Source organism: Arthrobacter sp. RT-1, from assembly GCF_003367205.1.
Lineage (GTDB): Bacteria > Actinomycetota > Actinomycetes > Actinomycetales > Micrococcaceae > Arthrobacter.
In genome coordinates, this window is record NZ_QRGQ01000007.1 from 257,784 (window position 1) to 276,032 (window position 18,249).

Genomic DNA, 18,249 nt, shown 5'->3' on the forward strand with positions numbered 1-18,249 from the left:
CTGTTCGACCCTGTTGCCTGCCAGACCTGCCTCTTACTGCCCCGGCACCTTCTGCTGGGGCACGGGAACGGTGCCGCCGTGAAGTTCAGCCGCCGGCACGTCTGCTGGAGGAGCGGCGGGTGCTGCGGCTGCCGGGGTACCGCCGGCAGGAGTGTCAGCGGCGGGAGCTCCAGCCGCCGGCACGTCTGCTGGAGGAGCGGCGGGTGCGTCCTGCGCAGGCTTGCGGTTTTCGAGCGGTTCGCCCTTACTTGCAGGCGGGACCACGATCAGCTGCCCGGCCACCGCCGGGGCAGGGATGACCGCGCCCTCGGAGCCGCCCTTAACCGCCGGCGTCGCCTTGCCAGTGACGGAAAGGGTGGACAGGTCGATCTGGCCTTTAACCGTCGATGCCACCATTCCCAGGTCCTTGGCCTTCGCGGCCAGGTTCTGCGGCGCCTCGAAGTTCTGGACCTGCTGGGTAAGGTCCTGGTTCTGCTTGGTCAAGGTGCTCTGCCGGGCGCGCAGTTCCACCAGCTGGTACTGCGCGGTGGAGACCGAGATGTTCAAGACGAGCACAGCGATCAGGGCCAGCGCCAGCATGGCGAAGCAGAGGACAACGAAGGGCGCGCGCCGCTTCTGCGGAACGCTGCGTACCACCGAGAGCGGTGTGCGGCTTTTCCGGCCTTCACCTGGTGCACCGGCAGGGAGAGTCCTGCCGGCCGCCGAACTGCCTGCAGCGAGGGGAAAGGTCTTGACGGCAGCGGTGCTCATGCAGCTCTCCTGGCTCTGATTCGTTCTGCCGCACGCAGCCTGGCTGACGCTGCGCGCGGGTTTTCGGCGATTTCGACGGCGGTGGGCACCTCGGTGCCTTTGGTCAGCGTTTTGAGTTCCGCCTTATGTTCCTCCAGCTCCACCGGGAAGCCGAGCGGGGCTGAGGACTTCGAACGGGCCTGCAGAACGCTCTTGACGATTTTGTCTTCCAGCGAGTGGTAGGACATCACCACGATGCGGCCGCCGAGTGCCATGGAGTCCACGGCTGCAGGTACTGCCCGTTCCAGCACGTCGAGTTCTTCGTTGACCTCGATCCGCAACGCCTGGAAGGTCCTCTTGGCCGGATGCCCGCCGGACTTGGCTGCTCCGGCCGGTACCACGGATCGGATCTGTTCCACCAGCTCGCCGGTGGTGGTGAAGGGCTTGACGGCCCTGGTGGCGACGATCCTGTTCGCGATGCGTCCGGCGAACTTTTCCTCGCCCCACTTGCGGATGATCCTGACCAGTTCCTCTTCGCTGTAGTTGTTCACCACGTCAGCGGCGGTCTGGCCGCGGCTGGTGTCCATGCGCATGTCAAGGGGCGCATCGAAGGAGTAGGCGAAGCCGCGTCCGCGTTCATCCAGCTGGAGCGAGGAGACACCAAGGTCCATCAGGATTCCGTGGACCTCCGGCACGCCGAGATCGGCGAGGACATCCTCGATTTCGTCGTAGACGGCGTGGACCAGGTCGGTACGGGCACGAAAGGGCGCCAGACGTTCTCCGGCCAGCGCCAGGGCTTCCTCATCCCGGTCTATGCCGATGAGATGGAGGTCGGGGAATCGCTGGAGCATTGCTTCAGAGTGTCCGCCCATTCCCAGGGTTGCATCGATTGCCACCGGAGTTTCGCCGCGGAGCCTTGCCGCCTCGAATCCGGGGGCCAACAAATTAATGCACCGGTCCCTAAGAACCGGCACATGGCGTTCGGACGTGGGCTTTGGTTGTTCGTTCACGCCTCGTCCTTTCTCGCCGTCGTGGTGTACCTTGCATGCTTCTGGGACCAGATCCCCATCCGCGCCTATCGTCCCGCCCGCCTGGCTCCGGGGAAGTGAGCCAGGTTGGCCAGCCGATGGGCCGGCTGGAGATCTCGTCCAAGAAGCTTCCTGTTGGCCGTTCCGGCATTCAGAGAATGCCCGGAATGGGGTCATCAGTTTCCGAGAAGGCTGTTTCCTTCTCAGCAAGGTATTCCGTCCAAGCCTGGGCATCCCAGATCTCGGCCCGGGATCCTGCACCGATCACGGCCAGCTCCCTGCCGAGGCCTGCGTACTCCCGGAGCGCCGGTGGAATGGTCACGCGCCCCTGCTTGTCAGGTACCTCATCAGAGGCTCCAGAGAGAAATACGCGGATGTAGTCACGTGCCTGCTTGGAGGATATTGGTGCCTCCCGCATTTGCTCATGGACCCGTGCAAATTCCTTCTCGCTGAAGACGTAGATGCAACGTTCCTGGCCCCTCGTGAGTACCAGCCCGCTGGCAAGCTCCTCGCGGAACTTCGCGGGGAGAATGATCCGTCCCTTTTCATCCAGACGTGGCGAGTGAGTGCCCAGGAACACTGGTCCACCGCCTGTCCGCCGTCAGGAACTGCACATCCCCTAATGTTGCAACCACCCTCTTATGTCCTCCACATTACTCCACTTTCCCCCACAGTCAACGCAAAAGGCTCCTTTCCAGCGGATGACTGTGGGTGGAAATGCCTGAAAAGCCGCGGAATTGCGCTTGTGGTGGGAAGTGGAGGAGTTTGCCATGATTGGGCTCCCCGAAATCCGAATATCGCTACGCAACCAAAATGCGGCATGTTCCCGGAAGGGGTATTGCGGCAGGGCGGGGAGGAAAGTGGAGATTAAATGCGAAAAGACCCGCCGCAGCGGGTCTTTTCGTCGCGCTCCCCCATCAGGGGTGCAAAGTGGAGGGGCGGTAATGCCGCCGGGCCGTTACGGCTCGCCCCGGCGCCTCTCGTCCCAGCGCTCCTCCAGGCTGCTCATGAATGAGCTTCGCTGCTTGCCGGGCTTGCCGTTGCCGCCCTTGGCGCCAGGTTTTGACGCCGCCGAACTGCGCATCGTTGCAAAGTAGACTCCGCCACCCATCACGATGAACCCGAGTACCCCAACGAAGATGTTTTGCAGCGTCACACCAACCAATAACAGGAAGACACCCGCCAAGGCGCAGAGGACACCGATCACCACATGCCGCGTGGACCATGAACGTCCGGGATCGGACCCCATGGAATTCGCGAACTTCGGGTCGTCCTCGTGAAGCTGCTTCTCCAGCTGCTCAAGCAGCTTCTGTTCGTGCTCCGACAGCGGCATCACGACCTCCTTTTATAGGCCAACGTCCGGGCTGATTCCCAGCCACAACTTCTGCACCGTTAACGACCGTTATGCCTAAGAGGTTCCCGCCTCGCCAGCATTGGCAAAAGCTGAAACCTGGCATGCAGTCGCCGGAGCGGGAGCATGTCCAAGAGGGTCCGGCAGTAAGTCCAGTCACTCGAAACTATGTACCTCTAAGGATAGTTTGTTCAGGGCCGTTCTGAAAGACGGCAATCACGTTCGAAGAAGCCTCCAGGCCTTATGTTTTAGGGCTTACCCGGCGCCGCTTCCGGGTTCCATGAGCCGTGCCGGCAGGACGGACTTATTACCGAATTTGCGCGTGACTTCATCAAGCGCCTGCTCTGCCGCACGCCAGTTGTCGTCGCGCCTGTCGATGCTTAATTGGAGTGAGGTCCGGGCAGCGTCCTCGAGTTGCTCTGCCCTGACCCCTACCAGGCGCACCGGCATGGCACGGGCGCCCACCGAATCCAGCAACTGGAGGACCACCGCATAGATGAGCTGGGCGCTGTCCACCGGAGTCTGGACAGTCCGGCTTCGCGTGATGGTGGAAAAATCGGCAAAGCGCAGCTTCAGGGCAATGGTCCGCGCCACCATTCCCGAACTGCGCAGCCGTGTGGCCGTCCGGTGCGAGAGACGAAGCAATTCCCGGTGCAACAGGGCGTCGTCCGCCGTATCCACGGCGAAGGTCTCTTCAGCCCCGATGCTCTTCTCCAGCCGCACGGGGGTCACCGGACGCGGGTCAATGCCCCAGGAGAGCTGGTGAACGTGCTCTCCGGTAGCGCCAAGCATTTTCCGGAGGGCTGAGACCGGTGTTGCCGCTACGTCCGCCACCGTCCTGATGCCCATCTTCGCCAGGGCCTCTGCCGTTTTCGCACCGACGCCCCAGAGCGCCCCCACCGGCAGGCTGTGAAGGTAAGGCACGGTCTGGTCGGGCCCGATCATGAGCAGGCCGTCGGGCTTGCAGCGGGTGGACGCGATCTTCGCCACGAACTTCGTCTCAGCGATGCCCACAGATGCCGTGATGCCCAGTTCCGAAGCAACCCGCCGGCGGATCAGTTCACCGATTCCCCTGGGCGGACCCAGCCTCCGGATGGCGCCGCTGACGTCCAGGAACGCTTCGTCCACGCTCAGCGGTTCGACGAGTTCGGTGATCGATTCGAAAATGGCCATCAGCTGGCCGGACACCTCGTAATACAGTGAATGGCGCGGTTCGATAATGACGGCCTGGGGGCACATCCGGGTGGCAACCGCCATGGGCATAGCGGATTTGACGCCAAAAGCCCTGGCTTCGTAGGACGCGGACAACACTACGGAACGCTCTGCCGGGAACCCGACAATCACCGGTTTGCCGTGGAGTTCAGGACGCGTCCGCAGCTCCACTGAAACGAAAAAGGCATCCATGTCCACATGCATGATGCACTTGCGCCGGCGGCCCGGAAGGCGCGCTGCGGCTGGCTGGTTCGTACCGTCGGGCCCCACGGCTGCAATCCTATCCGTTGGTACTGACTAAACTGGAGGCTGAATCCGGCATCAACACCAGGAGGAAAGTCCCTGTGACGGTCTTTGGAAACCTTAAGCCTGCAGGCTTGGCCACTCTCGCTGCCGGTGCAGCCCTGGCCCTGGCTGCCTGCAGCCCCACCCCGTCACAGGCGCCCCAATCCAGCTCTTCGGCTTCCACCCCGGCAACGTCGCAGGCCACCATAACCGCGTCGGCCAGCCCCTCCGCCTCACCCAATACGTCCGCCACTGTCGGTGCCGTGGTGGAAGGCTTCCCCCAGCAGCTGCTGCCCCTCATGCCGGGAGCCACCGTAGTTTCGAGCAGCTTCGACAAAGCATCGGCGCCGGCAACGGCCGCCCTGGTGGCCACCGTGACGGCGCCCACCGCAGCCGTTGTCGATTTCTACACCGCGTCGCTTGAAGCCCAGGGGTTCAAGGCGGTTCCCGGTGAGGCGGTGGGAGCGGTGGCGTCGAAGGACTTCGTGCGGGGCGACAACGAGACAGTCAACCTCTCCGTTGTGGAAGCCGCGGGCGTGGCCACGTTCACCATCGGAGCCAACGTGGCAGCTGAGTCTGCAAAGTGACCGCCGCCGAGCAACTGAGGCACGAACAGGCAGACTTTGTGGCGGCAGTGGCCGGCGAACTGACCGGCTTCCTGACCTCACGGCAGTCCGTGATGTCTGCCATCTCCCCCGACATCGACCCCATCATGGGCTCCATCTCAAACCTTGTAACCGGAGGCAAGCGCCTCCGGGCGCTCATGTGCTACTGGGGCTGGCGCGGGGCCGGCGGCGAGCCCACGGCCACGGAGGTGGTGACTGCCGGTGCCGCCCTCGAGCTGTTCCAGGCGGCAGCCCTGATCCATGACGACATCATTGACCGCTCCGACACCAGGCGCGGAGGACCGAGCGTCCATCGCCGTTTCAGCCAGCTGCACGGTGCACAGGGCTGGGCGCTGGACAGCGAGCGGTTCGGCCAGGCGGCAGCAATCCTCGCCGGCGACCTCTGCCTGTCCTTCAGCGAAGAGGCGTTCACGGACATTGGGGAACGTGCAGCATCCGGCAGCAGGGCGCGGCTGATCTTCAACCTCATGCGGGCCGAGGTCATGGCAGGTCAATACCTGGACATCCTTGAGGAAGTCGCGGGCCCGGTCCGTGACCGGGCGGGCGCCGTCAGCCGCGCCCAGTCGATCATCCGGTTCAAAAGCGCCAAGTACTCCACCGAGCACCCGCTGGCCTTGGGCGGAGCACTGGCGGGCGCTTCGAACGAGCTCCTGCGCGGCTACTCAGCGTTCGCGCTCCCGTTGGGCGAGGCTTTCCAGCTTCGCGACGACGTGCTGGGCGTTTTCGGCGACCCGCTCACCACGGGCAAGCCTGCAGGGGACGATTTACGCGAAGGCAAGAGGACGGTATTGGTCGCCCTTGCACTGGACCAGGCCTCAGCCCCTGAATCCGCATTTATTGATTCCCGGCTGGGAAGCCCGGACCTTTCGGACGAAGACATCCTTGAGATCCGGCGGATCATTGAGGAATCCGGCGCCCTGCAGGCCACGGAGGTCCTTATTAACGGGTTCGGTTCGGCGGCCTACGAAGCCCTCGAGGCCCTTCCGCTCGATGAATTGCCAAAAACCGCCCTCCGGAGGCTGGCTGAGGCCACCGTCAGCCGAGCCTCCTAGAAGCGGCTACCAGGCCAGGGTCTGCGCCCGGCGCCGGATCTCGGTTTTGCGGCCCTCGCGCAGCGCGTCGATGGGGCGGCCGCGTAAGGATTCGTCTGCCGTAAACAGCCAGACGATAAGGTCCTCATCCGAATACCCTGCGTCCGACAGCACCACGATGGTGCCCTTAAGGCTGTCCACTACCTGGCCATCCTGAATGAATTCCGCGGGAACGGACCTGATGTTCCGCTCCCCTACCCGCAATGCCGCCAGGGCCCGTTCATCCAAAAGGCTATGAACCTTGGTGATGGAAACATCCAGGAGGCGGGCGACGTCGGGCAGGGGCAACCACTCGCCCACGAGGTTTTCTACGTTATTACTCACGGATCAAGGTTGCCATGGGGTGCGCCCCGCCGCCTAGTCGATGCAATCCCTGTGCGCAGTTGACCTGCAAACACTCCGTAAATCTTTCTTTGCCGGGAATCCCGGAATTCTTGTGCTAATCCCGAATTCGTGAGAGATTCACATTGTTCACGCTCGTAACAGTAATAACTTGAGTAACAGTAGTATCAGGAATATCAGCGGCATCCCCGTCCGCGCCCGCAGTTGAGAAGAGGATTCTTTCCATGACGATGTCCCGCTCGCCCAAGCAGCCCCCCAGGCCGAGTCTGCCGGTGCTTGCCGCCACAACCGCCGCGCTGCCGGCGGTCGTGTTGTCATCCTTGGCCCTCGCCCAGCCTGCTGCCGCAGAACAGCCGGCCCGGTCCATTCCTGCAACCCTGGCTGCGGCCATGAAGGCACAGGCTGCACAAGCGGCTCCGGCTGTCATCCCTGCATCGTCGGTATCCACCACCATTCCTGCTGCCTTCAAGCCTGCCCAGCCTTCCGCTCCCGCGGAGTACACCATCGCCCGCGGCGACACCATCAGCGGCATTGCCGGGAAGTTTGGCCTGAAGACCTCTGAAGTCCTCAAGCTGAACAACCTCCAGCCGAACACCCTCATTTATCCCGGGCAGAAGATCAAACTTTCCGGTGCCCCTGCCGCGGCGCCCGCGGCCGCACCAGCACCGGCGGCAGCACCTGCGCCTGCCGAGGGTGCAACCTACACCGTGAAGGCCGGCGACACCCTTGGAGCCATCGCGGCGCGGCACAACGTGAGCCTTGCCGATGTGTTCAGCTGGAACAACCTCTCCATGCGCTCCATCATTTATCCCGGGCAGAAGATCAAGGTGGGCGGAGGACAGGCCGCACCGGCTGCGGCGCCGGCCCCCGCACCAGCCCCTGCACTGGCCAACACCTCTGCCACCCCCGCACCGGCTACCGGTTCCTACACTGTCAAGGCCGGCGACACACTCTCCGCCATTGCCTCGCGCCACGGGGTCAAGCTCTCCGAGCTGCTCTCCGCCAACCGGATGAGCATGACCACGGTCATCTTCCCGGGCAACAAGCTGGTTATTCCCGGTGGCTCGGGCCAGCCGGCAGCCCCGCAGCCGGCCGCGTCCGTCACTCCCCTTGTGCCGAGTTCATTCCTCGGGTTCAGCTACCCTGCGGCCGTAGTCAGTTCCGCGAACGAGAACAAGGCCCTCCTGAACGCTGCGCCGGTTCCCTCCCGTGCAGAAATGCGGAATATCGTGGCGGACACGGCACGCCGGATGGGAGTGGATCCCTCGCTTGCCCTCGCCTTTGCCCACCAGGAGTCCGGTTTCGACCAGCGCGCGGTCTCGCCGGCGAACGCCATCGGCACCATGCAGGTCATCCCGAGCTCGGGACAGTGGGCCTCGGATCTTGTGGGCCGCAAGCTGAACCTGCTGGATCCGTATGACAACGCAACCGCGGGCGTGGCCATCATCCGCCAGCTCCTGGCCACCAGCAAGGACGAGGAAACTGCGATCGCCGGCTACTACCAGGGCCAATACTCGGTGAGCAAGTACGGCATGTACGACGACACCAAGGCCTACGTTGCGGCCATCAAGGCACACCAGAAGAACTTCGGCTAGTCGCTGCGCCCTGGCTGACCGGGGCTGTGGGAACAGTTCAGAACGGGTCCGAGCCGGCTACAGGTTCGGACCCGTTTCGTTGCGGGACTAGGATCGAAGGGTGCAGGAACACGTGTCTGACCCTTTTGTAGGAACGCTGGTGGACAACCGGTATGCCGTCCGCTCCCGGCTGGCACGCGGTGGCATGTCCACTGTCTACCTGGCGGTGGACCAGCGGCTGGAACGGGACGTCGCGCTGAAAGTGCTTCACCCGCACCTCTCGACCGATGAAAGTTTTATCGCCAGGCTGGGGCGCGAAGCGAAAGCCGCTGCACGGCTGTCCCATCCGCACGTCGTGGGCGTCCTGGACCAGGGCAATGACGGCACCACGGCTTACCTGGTCATGGAATACATCAAGGGCCACACCCTCCGTGATGTCATCAACAGCAAAGGTGCCCTGCCGCCGCGTCTGGCACTTGCCCTCATTGACCCCGTTGTCGAGGGCCTTGCCGCGGCCCACGCCGCCGGCTTCATCCACCGGGACGTCAAGCCCGAAAATGTCCTGATTTCGGATGACGGCAGGATCAAGATCGGCGACTTTGGACTGGCGAGGGCGGTCACGACGTCCACGAGCTCCGGAACCCTCATGGGAACGGTCGCCTACGTCTCTCCGGAGCTGGTCCTGGGAAAACCGGCGGACGCCCGGAGCGACGTCTACTCCGTGGGCATCATGCTGTTCGAGATGCTCACCGGACAACAGCCGTTCGACGGTGAGGTCCCCATCCAGGTCGCCTACCAGCATGTGAACGGAACAGTGGGCCCGCCCTCGGCCCTGGTGCCGGGTTTGGCAGGCGAAGTGGACGAGCTGGTGCAATGGTGCACTGCCAACGATCCGGAGAACCGGCCGGTGGACGGAAATGCACTGCTGCACGAGCTGCGCCACATCCGGACCCACCTGACAGACGCCGAGCTGGATCTGCAGCCGCCGGCGGCCCCGGACCCTGCCGGCTCCCCTCACCGGACCGAGTTCATCGCGCGGACCAGCAATCCAACAAGCATCCTGCCCTCGGGCCGGCCGGCCCCGCCGCCCTACGTTCCGCTGCAGGGGCAGGAATCATCGGACCGAAACCCCGGCCATGCAGCCCATGGGAGCCACATCCTTACGCCACCCGGCGAAGATGCCGAAGAGGCCTGGGCTCCCCCGACGCCGTTGCCCAGCAAGCGGGCACAGCGTAAAGCGGAGAAGGAAGAGGAGAAGGCCCGCGCCCGCGCTGCGGCCACCCCGGCCAGGACGCTGCGCGAAGGCAATCCCCGCCGGCGTGGGGTGCTCTGGGTGGTTGTCCTGGTCCTGGCCGCCTTGCTGGCCACGGGAGCAGGATGGTTCTTTGGCATGGGACCGGGGGCCGCTGCCACTATTCCCGAGGTGGCAAACAAGACCGTCGCCCAGGCCCAGCAGGTGCTCAGCGATGCCGGCTTCAGGTCCACCACCAGCGACGTTTTCGACGAGAACGTCCCCACCGGCCTGGTGGTGGGCAGCGAGCCGGGGGCAGGGACGGAGATCCGTAAATTCCAGCCGGTATCCCTGTTCGTCTCGAAGGGACCCCAGCTCTTCCCCCTGCCGCAACTGACCGGCGGGACGCTGGACGAAGCCAAGAACGCACTTAATGCTGCCGGCATGGCACTGGGCACGGTCACGGAAGAGTTCAACGAGGAGGCGCCGGCCGGCGTCGTCCTCTCCCAGGACCCGGCGTCCGGCACGCCCGTCCGGCGCGGGACTCCGGTGGGCATGGCGGTCTCCAAGGGACCTGAGCCCATTCCCGTCCCCTCGGTGGTGGGCCAGGACGAGAAGGATGCCGAAGACGCCATCGAGGCGGCCGGCCTGCGCGCCGAGGTGGCACGCGAAGAGGTGTTCGACAGGAACATTCCCGAGGGCGCGGTTGTCAGCCAGTCACCGGCCAGCGGCACGCTGACCCGTGGCGGCACGGTCACCCTGACCATCTCGAAGGGCCCGAGGATGGTGGAAGTGCCCAGCTACATCGGCCGGCAGGCCACCGAGGCCCGTCGGGCACTGGAGGCCCTGGGCTTCCAGGTGCGGGTCAACGAGGTGCTGGGCGGGTTCTTTGGAACCGTCCGCGACCAGGATCCAGTGGATACCGAGGTTCCCGAAGGTTCCGTGATCACCCTGACGGTGGTGTAGGCGCAAAACCCGCCCACACCACCGTCAGGATCAGTGCTTGGCGAGGGCGCCGGCCACCAGGAAGGCCATTTCCAGGGACTGCATGTGGTTCAGCCGCGGATCGCAGACTGATTCGTAGCGGTCAAGGAAGGCGTCCTGGTCGATTGGATCGGCGCCTCCAAGGCATTCGGCGACGTCGTCACCGGTCATTTCGACGTGCAGGCCGCCGGGGACCGTTCCCAGGGCGTGGTGCACCTCGAAGAAGCCGCGCACCTCGTCGATGACGTCGTCGAAGTTCCGTGTCTTGTAGCCGTTGGGGGACGTGACGGTGTTGCCGTGCATGGGGTCCGTAACCCAGAGCACCTGGGCGCCGGAAGCGGTGACTTTCTCGACGACGGCGGGCAGCTTCTCACGAATGTTGCCGGCACCCATGCGGGTGATGAAGGTCAGGCGGCCGGGTTCGCGCTCCGGGTCCAGCCGGTCGATCAGGCGCAGGGCATCATCACCGGTGGTGGACGGGCCCAGCTTGACCCCGATGGGGTTCCTGACGCGGGACAGGAAGTCCACGTGGGCGTGGTCAAGTTCCCTGGTCCGCTCCCCGATCCACAGGAAGTGGGCGGAGGTGTCGTACGGGAAGCCGGTGCGGGAGTCGATCCGCGTCAGCGCCCGCTCGTAATCCAGCAGCAGGGCTTCATGGCTGGCGAAGAATTCAACGCGCTTGAGGGCCTCGAAGTCTGCGCCGCAGGAAGCCATGAACTTGATGGCGCGGTCGATGTCCCGGGCCAGCGACTCGTAGCGGGCGTGGGCGGGGTTCTCGGTGAAGCCCTTGTTCCACTGGTGCACAGAGCGCAGGTCGGCGAACCCGCCCTGGGTAAAGGCCCGGATCAGGTTCAGGGTGGAAGCGGAGGTGTGGTACGCGCGGAGCATGCGCGCGGCGTCGTGGCCGCGGGACTCCGGCGTGAAGTCGTACCCGTTGACGATGTCGCCGCGGTAGGCGGGAAGGGTGACGCCGTCCCGGGTTTCGTCATTGGACGACCGCGGCTTGGCGAACTGCCCGGCCATCCGGCCCATCTTGATGACGGGCATGGCGGCACCGTACGTGAGCACCACCGCCATCTGGAGGATGGTCTTCACCCGGGCGCTGATCTTGTCCGCCGTGGCGGCCTCGAAGGTTTCGGCGCAGTCGCCGCCCTGCAGGAGGAATGCCTTGCCCTGGGCTGCTGCCGCGAGCCGCTCACGCAGCACGTCCACCTCGCCGGCGAACACCAGCGGGGGAAGCGCGGAAAGTTCCTTCACCGAGGCGTCGAAGACTTCCCTGTCCTGCCAGCTGGGCTGCTGGGAGATGGGAAGGTCCCGCCAGTCGTCAAGTCCTGGATAGTTGGCCGCGCCGCTCTGGGCGGTGCTGGACAGCGAAAAGGCGGGTTTTGCAGATAGCTCAGTCACCCTCTAAGACTAACGGCAGCGCAGGTTTGCTGGACACCACACCGTCACGGTGACTGAAGCGGGCGTCACAACAGCCGCGCGGCGAAGGCTGCTCCGGTTATCCGGCAGCGGCAGCGCCGCCGTCGTCCTTCCTGGCGCGTTCACCGGTGGCGCCGGAATCCGCGGCCCCCTCCGCTGGCTCCGGCGAAGCCAGGGGTTCGGCGGCTGCCGCCGGTTCCACCGGTTTGCCGGCCAGCCGAAGCTTCACGACGGCCGCGTACTCGTCCACGTATTCCTGCCCGGAGAGCCGCATGAGTTCGAACATGATCTGGTCCGTGACTTTCCGTTGGACGTCACGGTCCTCGGCCTGGTCCCGGTAGCTGCTGAAGTCCAGCGGTTCACCAAAGATCATGCCGATCCGGCGGATGTTGGGCAGCCGTTTCCCGATGGGCTGGACCTTGTCGGTGCCGATCATGGCCACCGGGATGACCGGGACTCCGGCCTGCAGCGCCAGCCGGGCCACGCCAACCTTGCCCCGGTACAGCCTGGAATCCGGGCTGCGCGTGCCTTCAGGGTAGATGCCCAGCAGCCCGCCGTGGTTCAGGACGTCCATGCCGGCGCTGAGGGAGGCGGCGGACGCGGCACCACCGGAGCGGTCCATGGGCAGCTGGTTGGTCAGGCGGAAGAACATGGCCGTCAGCCTGCCCTTGATCCCGGTGCCCGTGAAGTACTCGGACTTGGCCAGGAAGACCACGGGACGGCGGACCATCAGCGGCATAAAGATCGAGTCGGAAAACGACAGGTGGTTGGAAGCGATGATCGCTGCCCCCTGCGCCGGGATGTTGTCCAGCCCCTTGACCCAGGGACGGAAAAGAAGCTTCAGTACCGGCCCCAGGAAGATCCTTTTCATGACCCAATAGAACACGTGGTGAACCTCTCCGGAAGGCGGCCCTCAGGCTCCGCGCCGGGCCTGGTCAGCAGTCCAATGCAACCCTACTCTAGTGAGATTTGTCCGGAACAGTGACACGATGGAGTCATGACTGAAAGCAGCATCCCGCCCCGTCCTGCCGCTTTCAGCTATCCGGGCCATGGGGCGAACGCACGGATTGGCGTCGCCATCTGCCACGGCTTCACGGGCAGTCCACTCAGCGTGATGCCCTGGGCGGAGCACCTTGCGGGGCAGGGTTACGCCGTGACCGTCCCGCTGTTGCCCGGGCACGGAACCGACTGGCGCCAGCTCGCCCGCACGCGCTGGACCGAGTGGTACCGCAGCTACGAAACCGCCTTCCTGGAACTCCAGTCGCAGACCGACACGTGTTTCGTGGCGGGGCTGTCCATGGGCGGGGCGGTGGCCCTGCTGACCGCGTCCCGGCACAGCGTGGCAGGGGTCTCAGTGGTCAACCCCGGCCTGAGTTTCTATGACCGCCGGGTCCGGGTTATCGGGGTCCTCAAATACTTTCAACGGACCACCATCCCCCTCCAGGAAGAACAGACGACGGCGCCGGCCACCGAGGATGGTGACTACACCCGCACTCCGCTCTCGGCAGTGCATGAGCTCAAGAAGCTCTTCGGGGCGGCCATCCGTGGCCTGCCGGGCGTCACGGCACCGGTGCAGGTGTTCAAATCGCTGACTGACGCCGTGGTTCCGCCAACCTCCCTTGAGATGCTTCGACAACGGCTTCCTGCGGGGCTTGAAGAAGTGGTTGGCCTTGATAGCAGCGGCCATGTGGCTACGCTGGACGTTGACGCGCCGGAGATCTTTGCCAGGTCCAGCGCATTCATCCGCGCCCATTCCCGCCAGACCAGCACTTCGGAGACGCCATGACCTCCAGCCCGGACCACAGTCCCTTCAGCAGCATGTCCAGCGGTGAAGGGCCGCGGACGGGCGTGGTCCTTTCGCACGGTTTCACCGGAAGCCCCCATGGACTCCGTGCATGGGCCCATGCCTTTGCCGCGGCCGGTTTCGCGGTCCGGATGCCGCTGCTGCCCGGCCACGGGACCAGCTGGCAGGACCTCTCCCGCACACGGTGGCAGCAGTGGCACGGCGCCCTGGACGACGCGTACCTCGAACTCGAGGCTGAATGCGACCACGTCTTCGCCGCCGGGTTGAGCATGGGCGGTGCGCTGGCGTTGCGGATTGCGGCCACCAGGCCGGTCAGCGGCGTGGTGCTGGTAAACCCCGGGCTGGTCATCGACGATCCCCGCGCCCCGCTGGCCGGGATCCTGAAGCTGGTCATGAAGACCACCCCTGCCATCGCAAACGACATCCTCAAAGCGGGAATGGACGAAGGCGCGTACCTGCGCACGCCGGTGGCCGCCGCCCACGAGCTGAATAAGATGTTCAAGGACACTGTGCGGCTTCTCCCCCGGGTTACCGCTCCCGTCCAGGTGTACCGGTCCACGGTGGACCACGTTGTCTCCGATACGAGCATCGCTGCGCTGCGGCGCGGGTTGACGCATGCGCCCCTGGAACTGGTGAGGCTCAACAACAGCTACCACGTGGCCACGATGGACAACGACGCCGACCAGATTTTCCAGGGCTCGGTGGACTTCATCCGCCGCGTGCTTCCTGCCGCCGAACCCTCCGGGACAACAACGCCGGCAGCGGCAGGCCAGGAGGCCCGGCATGACCAGGCATGACTCCGGATCCCCCGATTCCCAGGACCAGGGCGCGAACCAGGACGATGCCGTCTGGCTGGACCTGGTGGCGCGCCTGGAAGCAGACTCCCCCTCCCCTGGCCCGCGCCATTCAGCACCTGATTCACGCCCCGGAACAACGGACGCCGGCGCGCCGGCCGGACCGGGCAGCCCCGCCGACCCTCCGGGAAGGGCTTCGTTCCGGGACTTCGATCCCCTGGGCCTGGCCCGGGCAGCGCCGGCCGAACTGTCCGCAGCGGAACGTGAGGCGTCCCGCGCCGGGACAGGCGAGGACGGCGCCGATGCACCCGAAGCTCCGGCGGGTCCGCGGGATTACGGGGTGGACGACGACGAGGGCGCCTTCGTCCCCGAGGAACCTCCCAGCCTGTCAGGCACGGATCCGCTGACCATGCTCGCCTGGCTGGCTGCCGTGGGCGGGCCGGTGGCACTGCTGCTCTCGGCTATGTTTTGGCGTTCCGCGCCGCTGCTGGCCGTCGTGGGAATCGTGGCTGCGTTTGTGCTGGGAACGGTGTACCTGATCATGAAGCTTCCCCAGGAAAAAGACGAGGACGACGACGGCGCCAGGGTTTAGCGTCGCCAAACGGACCGGGCATGCTCCTCTGCCCGGCGCCGCCGGCAAGCGGACCGTTGCGTCAGCTACGGACCCTGCTGCTGACCCGTGACAGGTCGGCGGCACCAATCAGTCCGGCGTTCGGTCCGAGGGCGGCAAGCTGGATTCCCGCGGCCGGGCGGAAGCCGCGTCCGGTCAGGTTCCGGGCGAACGCCTTTTGCGCCGGTTCCACCAGCAGGTCTCCGGCCGAGCACAATCCGCCGCCAATAACGAACAGCCCAGGGTCGAGCGCTGCGGCCAGGTTGGCGAGTCCGAGGCCAAGCCATTCCCCCACTTCCTCAATAAGCTCCCGCGAGGCGGCGTCACCAGCCAACGCCAGTTCGGTCACGATGGCACCGGTGATGGTCTCGGCGCGCCCGCCCACTGCTCCCAGCAGGTCCTGGGCCATCGGGGAGTTGCTGCGGGCCAGGATCCTCGCTTCGCGGCCCAGTGCGTTGCCCGATGCGTACTGCTCCCAGCACCCGCGGTTGCCGCACTCGCAGCGGTGCCCGCCGGGCATGATGACCTGGTGTCCGAACTCGCCGGCTACCCCAAACCGCCCGCGCTCCACCCTGCCGTCCATGACCATCGCGCCGCCGATTCCCGTGCCCAGCGTGATGCAGACCAGCCGGTCTTCGCCCTGCCCTGCCCCGAAACGCCACTCTGCCCAGGCGGCTGCGTCGGCGTCGTTGGCCAGCAGCACGGGGCGCCGCAGGAGGTGTTGCAGGTTTGCCCTCAGGGGCTCATTGCGCCAGGCCAGGTGCGGGCTGAAAAGCACCGTGCCGCCGTCGAGGTCCATCCAGCCGGCGGCGCCAATGCCCACCGAGCGGATCCGGTGCCCGCTGCCCAGCTCCTCCACCAGGTCCACGATGACGCGCTCCACTGCCCGCGGGTCGGTGCCCGGCGTGGAGCGGCGCGCCTCGCTCAGGATCGTGCCGGCGGCATCCACCACTCCCGCCGCCACCTTGGTACCGCCGATATCGATCCCGATCGCAAGGCCCTTCCGGCCAAGGCGCATCTGTTCACGAAAGCCGTCACCCTGCCTCCTTCCGGCCCGGTAGGAGGCAGACCGCCGCCTCCACGCTGCGGGCCTGCTGAGGGGACCGGCCTGCTCGCCGGAGGATTGTGCGTACATAGTTCCCAATTCTAGGTTTTCCGCCGCCCCTGCGCCGGGACCCCCGCCGCGGTTGCGGCCGGAGGGCGATTGACGGCAAAGTTACCCGCCAGTAACTTTAGATACTGCACGGTCCCGCGGCGGCGTACTAGTCTTTAGGCATACCCCCTGAGCGGGACTTCGGATATCAAAGGAGCTATAGTGCGCGAATTCAGTGTTCCGCCTCTTGTTGTCGTTCCACCGGAAACCAATATCACCGACCTGGTGCTGCGGCAGGCGGACAAGGCCAGCAACCCGGCCCTGTTCTCGCGGCTGGACGCAAACGGCGCCTGGCAGGACATCTCCGCCACCGAATTCCTTGCCGATGTCAAAGCCCTGGCAAAAGGCCTCATCGCCAGCGGCGTCGGTGCCGGCGACCGCGTGGGCATCATGTCCCGCACGCGCTACGAATGGGCGTTGGTGGACTTCGCCATCTGGTTCGCCGGCGGCGTCTCCGTCCCCATCTACGAAACCTCTTCGCCCTCTCAGGTGGCCTGGAATCTTGGCGACTCAGGCGCCGTTGCCGCCTTCGGCGAGGCAGCCCACCACGAAAATGTCATCCGGCAGGCCGTGACGGCCGAAGGCCTCACCGCACTCCAGCATGTCTGGCAGTTGGAGGGCGGCGGACTTGACGCCCTGCGGGAAGCCGGGAGCGGCGTCAGCGATGACGATCTGGAAACCCGCCGCACCTCGGCGAAGCTGGCAGATATCGCCACCATCATCTACACGTCCGGAACCACGGGCCGGCCCAAGGGCTGCGAACTGACCCACGGCAACTTCGTGGAGCTTTCGGACAATGCACTCGCGATCATCGGCGAAATCGTCCATGAGAACGCCAAGACCATCATGTTCCTGCCCCTGGCACACGTCTTCGCCCGGTTCATCTCCGTCCTGGCCATGGCAGCCGGAACCACCGTGGCGCACACGCCTGATATCAAGAACCTGCTCTCCGACCTGCAGAGCTACGAGCCCACCTTCATCCTTGCCGTGCCGCGGGTGTTCGAGAAGGTGTACAACTCGGCACTGACCAAGGCCGAGGACGGCGGCAAGGGCGCCATCTTCCACAAGGCGGCCGATACCGCCATCGCCTTCTCCAAGGCGCGGCAGGCCGGCCATGTGGGGCTGGGACTGAAGCTGCGCCATGCCCTGTTCGACAAGCTGGTCTACGGCAAACTGCGGGCCGCTATGGGCGGCCACGTTGCCCACGCGGTCTCCGGCGGCGGTCCCCTTGGTGAACGGCTGGGCCACTTTTTCCAGGGCATCGGGCTCCAGGTGCTGGAAGGCTACGGCCTGACCGAAACCACGGCTCCCATCTCGGTCAACACGCCGTCCCGGATCAAGATTGGTTCGGTTGGCAAGCCTTTGCCCGGCAATGCCGTCAGGATTGCCGAAGACGGCGAGATCCTGGCCAAGGGCGCGTGCGTCATGCGCGGCTACTACAAGCGTGAGGACCTGACGGCGGAGACATTCTCCGACGGCTGGTTCCGCACCGGGGATATTGGCCGGCTGGATGACGACGGCTTCCTGTGGATCACCGGCCGCAAGAAGGAGATCATCGTCACCGCCGGCGGCAAGAACGTGATCCCGGCGCTGCTGGAGGACCAGATCCGTGCCGATGCGCTGGTGTCGCAGGTCCTGGTGGTTGGCGACAACCGGCCGTTCATCGGCGCACTGGTCACGCTGGACCAGGAGGCCCTGCCGGGCTGGCTCCAGCGGCACAACCTGCCGGCCGACACCTCCCTGGCCGACGCTGCGGCAAACCCGGTGGTCAAGGCAGCAGTGCAGGACCTGATCACCGCCGCCAACAACTCCGTCTCCCAGGCCGAGGCCATCAAGTCGTTCCGGATCGTGGCGGCCGACTTCACCGAAGCATCCGGGCACCTGACCCCCTCCATGAAGGTGAAGCGCGCACAGGTGATGAAGGACTTCGAGACCGTCATCGAGGAGATGTACGGGGCACCCCGCTCCTGATCCGCAAACGATGAAAGGGTCCTCCTGGCGGAGGACCCTTTC

The 18,249-nt window shown here is 65.3% G+C and carries 17 protein-coding genes; 8 read left to right on the forward strand and 9 right to left on the reverse strand.

All coding sequences use genetic code 11. The features are described from left to right. Positions 1-33: 33 nt before the first annotated feature. The 5 genes from DXK94_RS08730 to dinB all read right to left on the reverse strand — a co-directional run bounded on the left by DXK94_RS08730 (position 34) and on the right by dinB (position 4,524). A complete protein-coding gene (locus DXK94_RS08730; RefSeq protein WP_115524659.1) occupies positions 34-750 on the reverse strand; it encodes a hypothetical protein in 717 nt (238 codons plus the stop codon). After that, positions 747-1,739 carry a 16S rRNA (cytosine(1402)-N(4))-methyltransferase RsmH gene (rsmH, locus tag DXK94_RS08735; protein WP_115524660.1) on the reverse strand — a complete coding sequence of 331 codons (993 nt, stop codon included), beginning with the start codon at positions 1,737-1,739 and terminating at the stop codon, positions 747-749. Before rsmH ends, DXK94_RS08730 begins: the two co-directional genes overlap by 4 nt. A 169-nt stretch (positions 1,740-1,908) precedes the next feature. Further along, positions 1,909-2,337: a division/cell wall cluster transcriptional repressor MraZ gene (mraZ, locus tag DXK94_RS08740; protein WP_102977276.1), complete on the reverse strand. Its 429-nt coding sequence runs from the start codon at positions 2,335-2,337 to the stop codon at positions 1,909-1,911. A gap of 378 nt (positions 2,338-2,715) precedes the next feature. Next, the gene (locus DXK94_RS08745; protein WP_079597177.1) at positions 2,716-3,090 is read right to left on the reverse strand and encodes a DUF3040 domain-containing protein; all 375 of its coding nucleotides are present in this window, start codon (positions 3,088-3,090) and stop codon (positions 2,716-2,718) included. A gap of 273 nt (positions 3,091-3,363) precedes the next feature. Then, positions 3,364-4,524: a DNA polymerase IV gene (dinB, locus tag DXK94_RS08750; protein ID WP_104443636.1), complete on the reverse strand. Its 1,161-nt coding sequence runs from the start codon at positions 4,522-4,524 to the stop codon at positions 3,364-3,366. A gap of 140 nt (positions 4,525-4,664) precedes the next feature. Here dinB and DXK94_RS08755 point away from each other — a divergent pair, with 140 nt between their 5' ends. Together DXK94_RS08755 and DXK94_RS08760 are read left to right on the forward strand one after the other, a co-directional pair. Further along, complete coding sequence (locus tag DXK94_RS08755) at positions 4,665-5,192, forward strand: hypothetical protein (RefSeq protein WP_115524661.1); 528 nt, start codon at positions 4,665-4,667, stop codon at positions 5,190-5,192. After that, positions 5,189-6,283, forward strand: a complete 1,095-nt coding sequence (locus DXK94_RS08760) for a polyprenyl synthetase family protein (protein WP_115524662.1) — start codon at positions 5,189-5,191, stop codon at positions 6,281-6,283. The genes DXK94_RS08755 and DXK94_RS08760 overlap by 4 nt, the downstream gene beginning before the upstream one ends. A gap of 6 nt (positions 6,284-6,289) precedes the next feature. Here the strand turns inward: DXK94_RS08760 and DXK94_RS08765 are convergent, their stop codons facing one another. Continuing rightward, complete coding sequence (locus DXK94_RS08765) at positions 6,290-6,622, reverse strand: Rv2175c family DNA-binding protein (RefSeq protein WP_079597181.1); 333 nt, start codon at positions 6,620-6,622, stop codon at positions 6,290-6,292. Between the two features lie 266 nt (positions 6,623-6,888). On the opposite strand from DXK94_RS08765, the gene DXK94_RS08770 reads away from it, so the two are divergent. Next, a complete protein-coding gene (locus DXK94_RS08770; protein WP_115524663.1) occupies positions 6,889-8,259 on the forward strand; it encodes a lytic transglycosylase domain-containing protein in 1,371 nt (456 codons plus the stop codon). 100 nt (positions 8,260-8,359) lie between these two features. After that, positions 8,360-10,435: a Stk1 family PASTA domain-containing Ser/Thr kinase gene (gene pknB / locus DXK94_RS08775; protein WP_115524664.1), complete on the forward strand. Its 2,076-nt coding sequence runs from the start codon at positions 8,360-8,362 to the stop codon at positions 10,433-10,435. A gap of 30 nt (positions 10,436-10,465) precedes the next feature. On the opposite strand, the gene DXK94_RS08780 is transcribed toward pknB, so the two are convergent. Beyond that, positions 10,466-11,857, reverse strand: coding sequence for a class II 3-deoxy-7-phosphoheptulonate synthase (locus tag DXK94_RS08780; protein WP_115524665.1), 1,392 nt, complete (start codon positions 11,855-11,857; stop codon positions 10,466-10,468). Between the two features lie 97 nt (positions 11,858-11,954). Further along, positions 11,955-12,761 (reverse strand): 1-acyl-sn-glycerol-3-phosphate acyltransferase, encoded by an 807-nt coding sequence (locus DXK94_RS08785; protein ID WP_115524666.1) that lies wholly within the window; start codon positions 12,759-12,761, stop codon positions 11,955-11,957. Positions 12,762-12,872: 111 nt separating this feature from the next. Here DXK94_RS08785 and DXK94_RS08790 point away from each other — a divergent pair, with 111 nt between their 5' ends. From DXK94_RS08790 to DXK94_RS08800, 3 genes are read left to right on the forward strand one after another with little or no spacing between them, the layout of a single operon-like run. After that, positions 12,873-13,661 (forward strand): carboxylesterase, encoded by a 789-nt coding sequence (locus tag DXK94_RS08790; RefSeq protein WP_079597186.1) that lies wholly within the window; start codon positions 12,873-12,875, stop codon positions 13,659-13,661. Then, the gene (locus DXK94_RS08795; protein ID WP_115524667.1) at positions 13,658-14,476 is read left to right on the forward strand and encodes a carboxylesterase; all 819 of its coding nucleotides are present in this window, start codon (positions 13,658-13,660) and stop codon (positions 14,474-14,476) included. Before DXK94_RS08790 ends, DXK94_RS08795 begins: the two co-directional genes overlap by 4 nt. Beyond that, a complete protein-coding gene (locus DXK94_RS08800) occupies positions 14,463-15,065 on the forward strand; it encodes a hypothetical protein (protein WP_115524668.1) in 603 nt (200 codons plus the stop codon). The genes DXK94_RS08795 and DXK94_RS08800 overlap by 14 nt, the downstream gene beginning before the upstream one ends. Positions 15,066-15,126: 61 nt before the next feature. On the opposite strand, the gene DXK94_RS08805 is transcribed toward DXK94_RS08800, so the two are convergent. Continuing rightward, entirely contained in the window at positions 15,127-16,101 is a 975-nt protein-coding gene (locus tag DXK94_RS08805; RefSeq protein ID WP_258868490.1) for an ROK family glucokinase, read from the reverse strand. 297 nt (positions 16,102-16,398) lie between these two features. Between DXK94_RS08805 and DXK94_RS08810 the strand changes: the two genes are divergently transcribed. Further along, positions 16,399-18,207, forward strand: coding sequence for a long-chain fatty acid--CoA ligase (locus tag DXK94_RS08810; protein ID WP_115524670.1), 1,809 nt, complete (start codon positions 16,399-16,401; stop codon positions 18,205-18,207). The last annotated feature ends 42 nt before the right edge of the window (positions 18,208-18,249 follow it).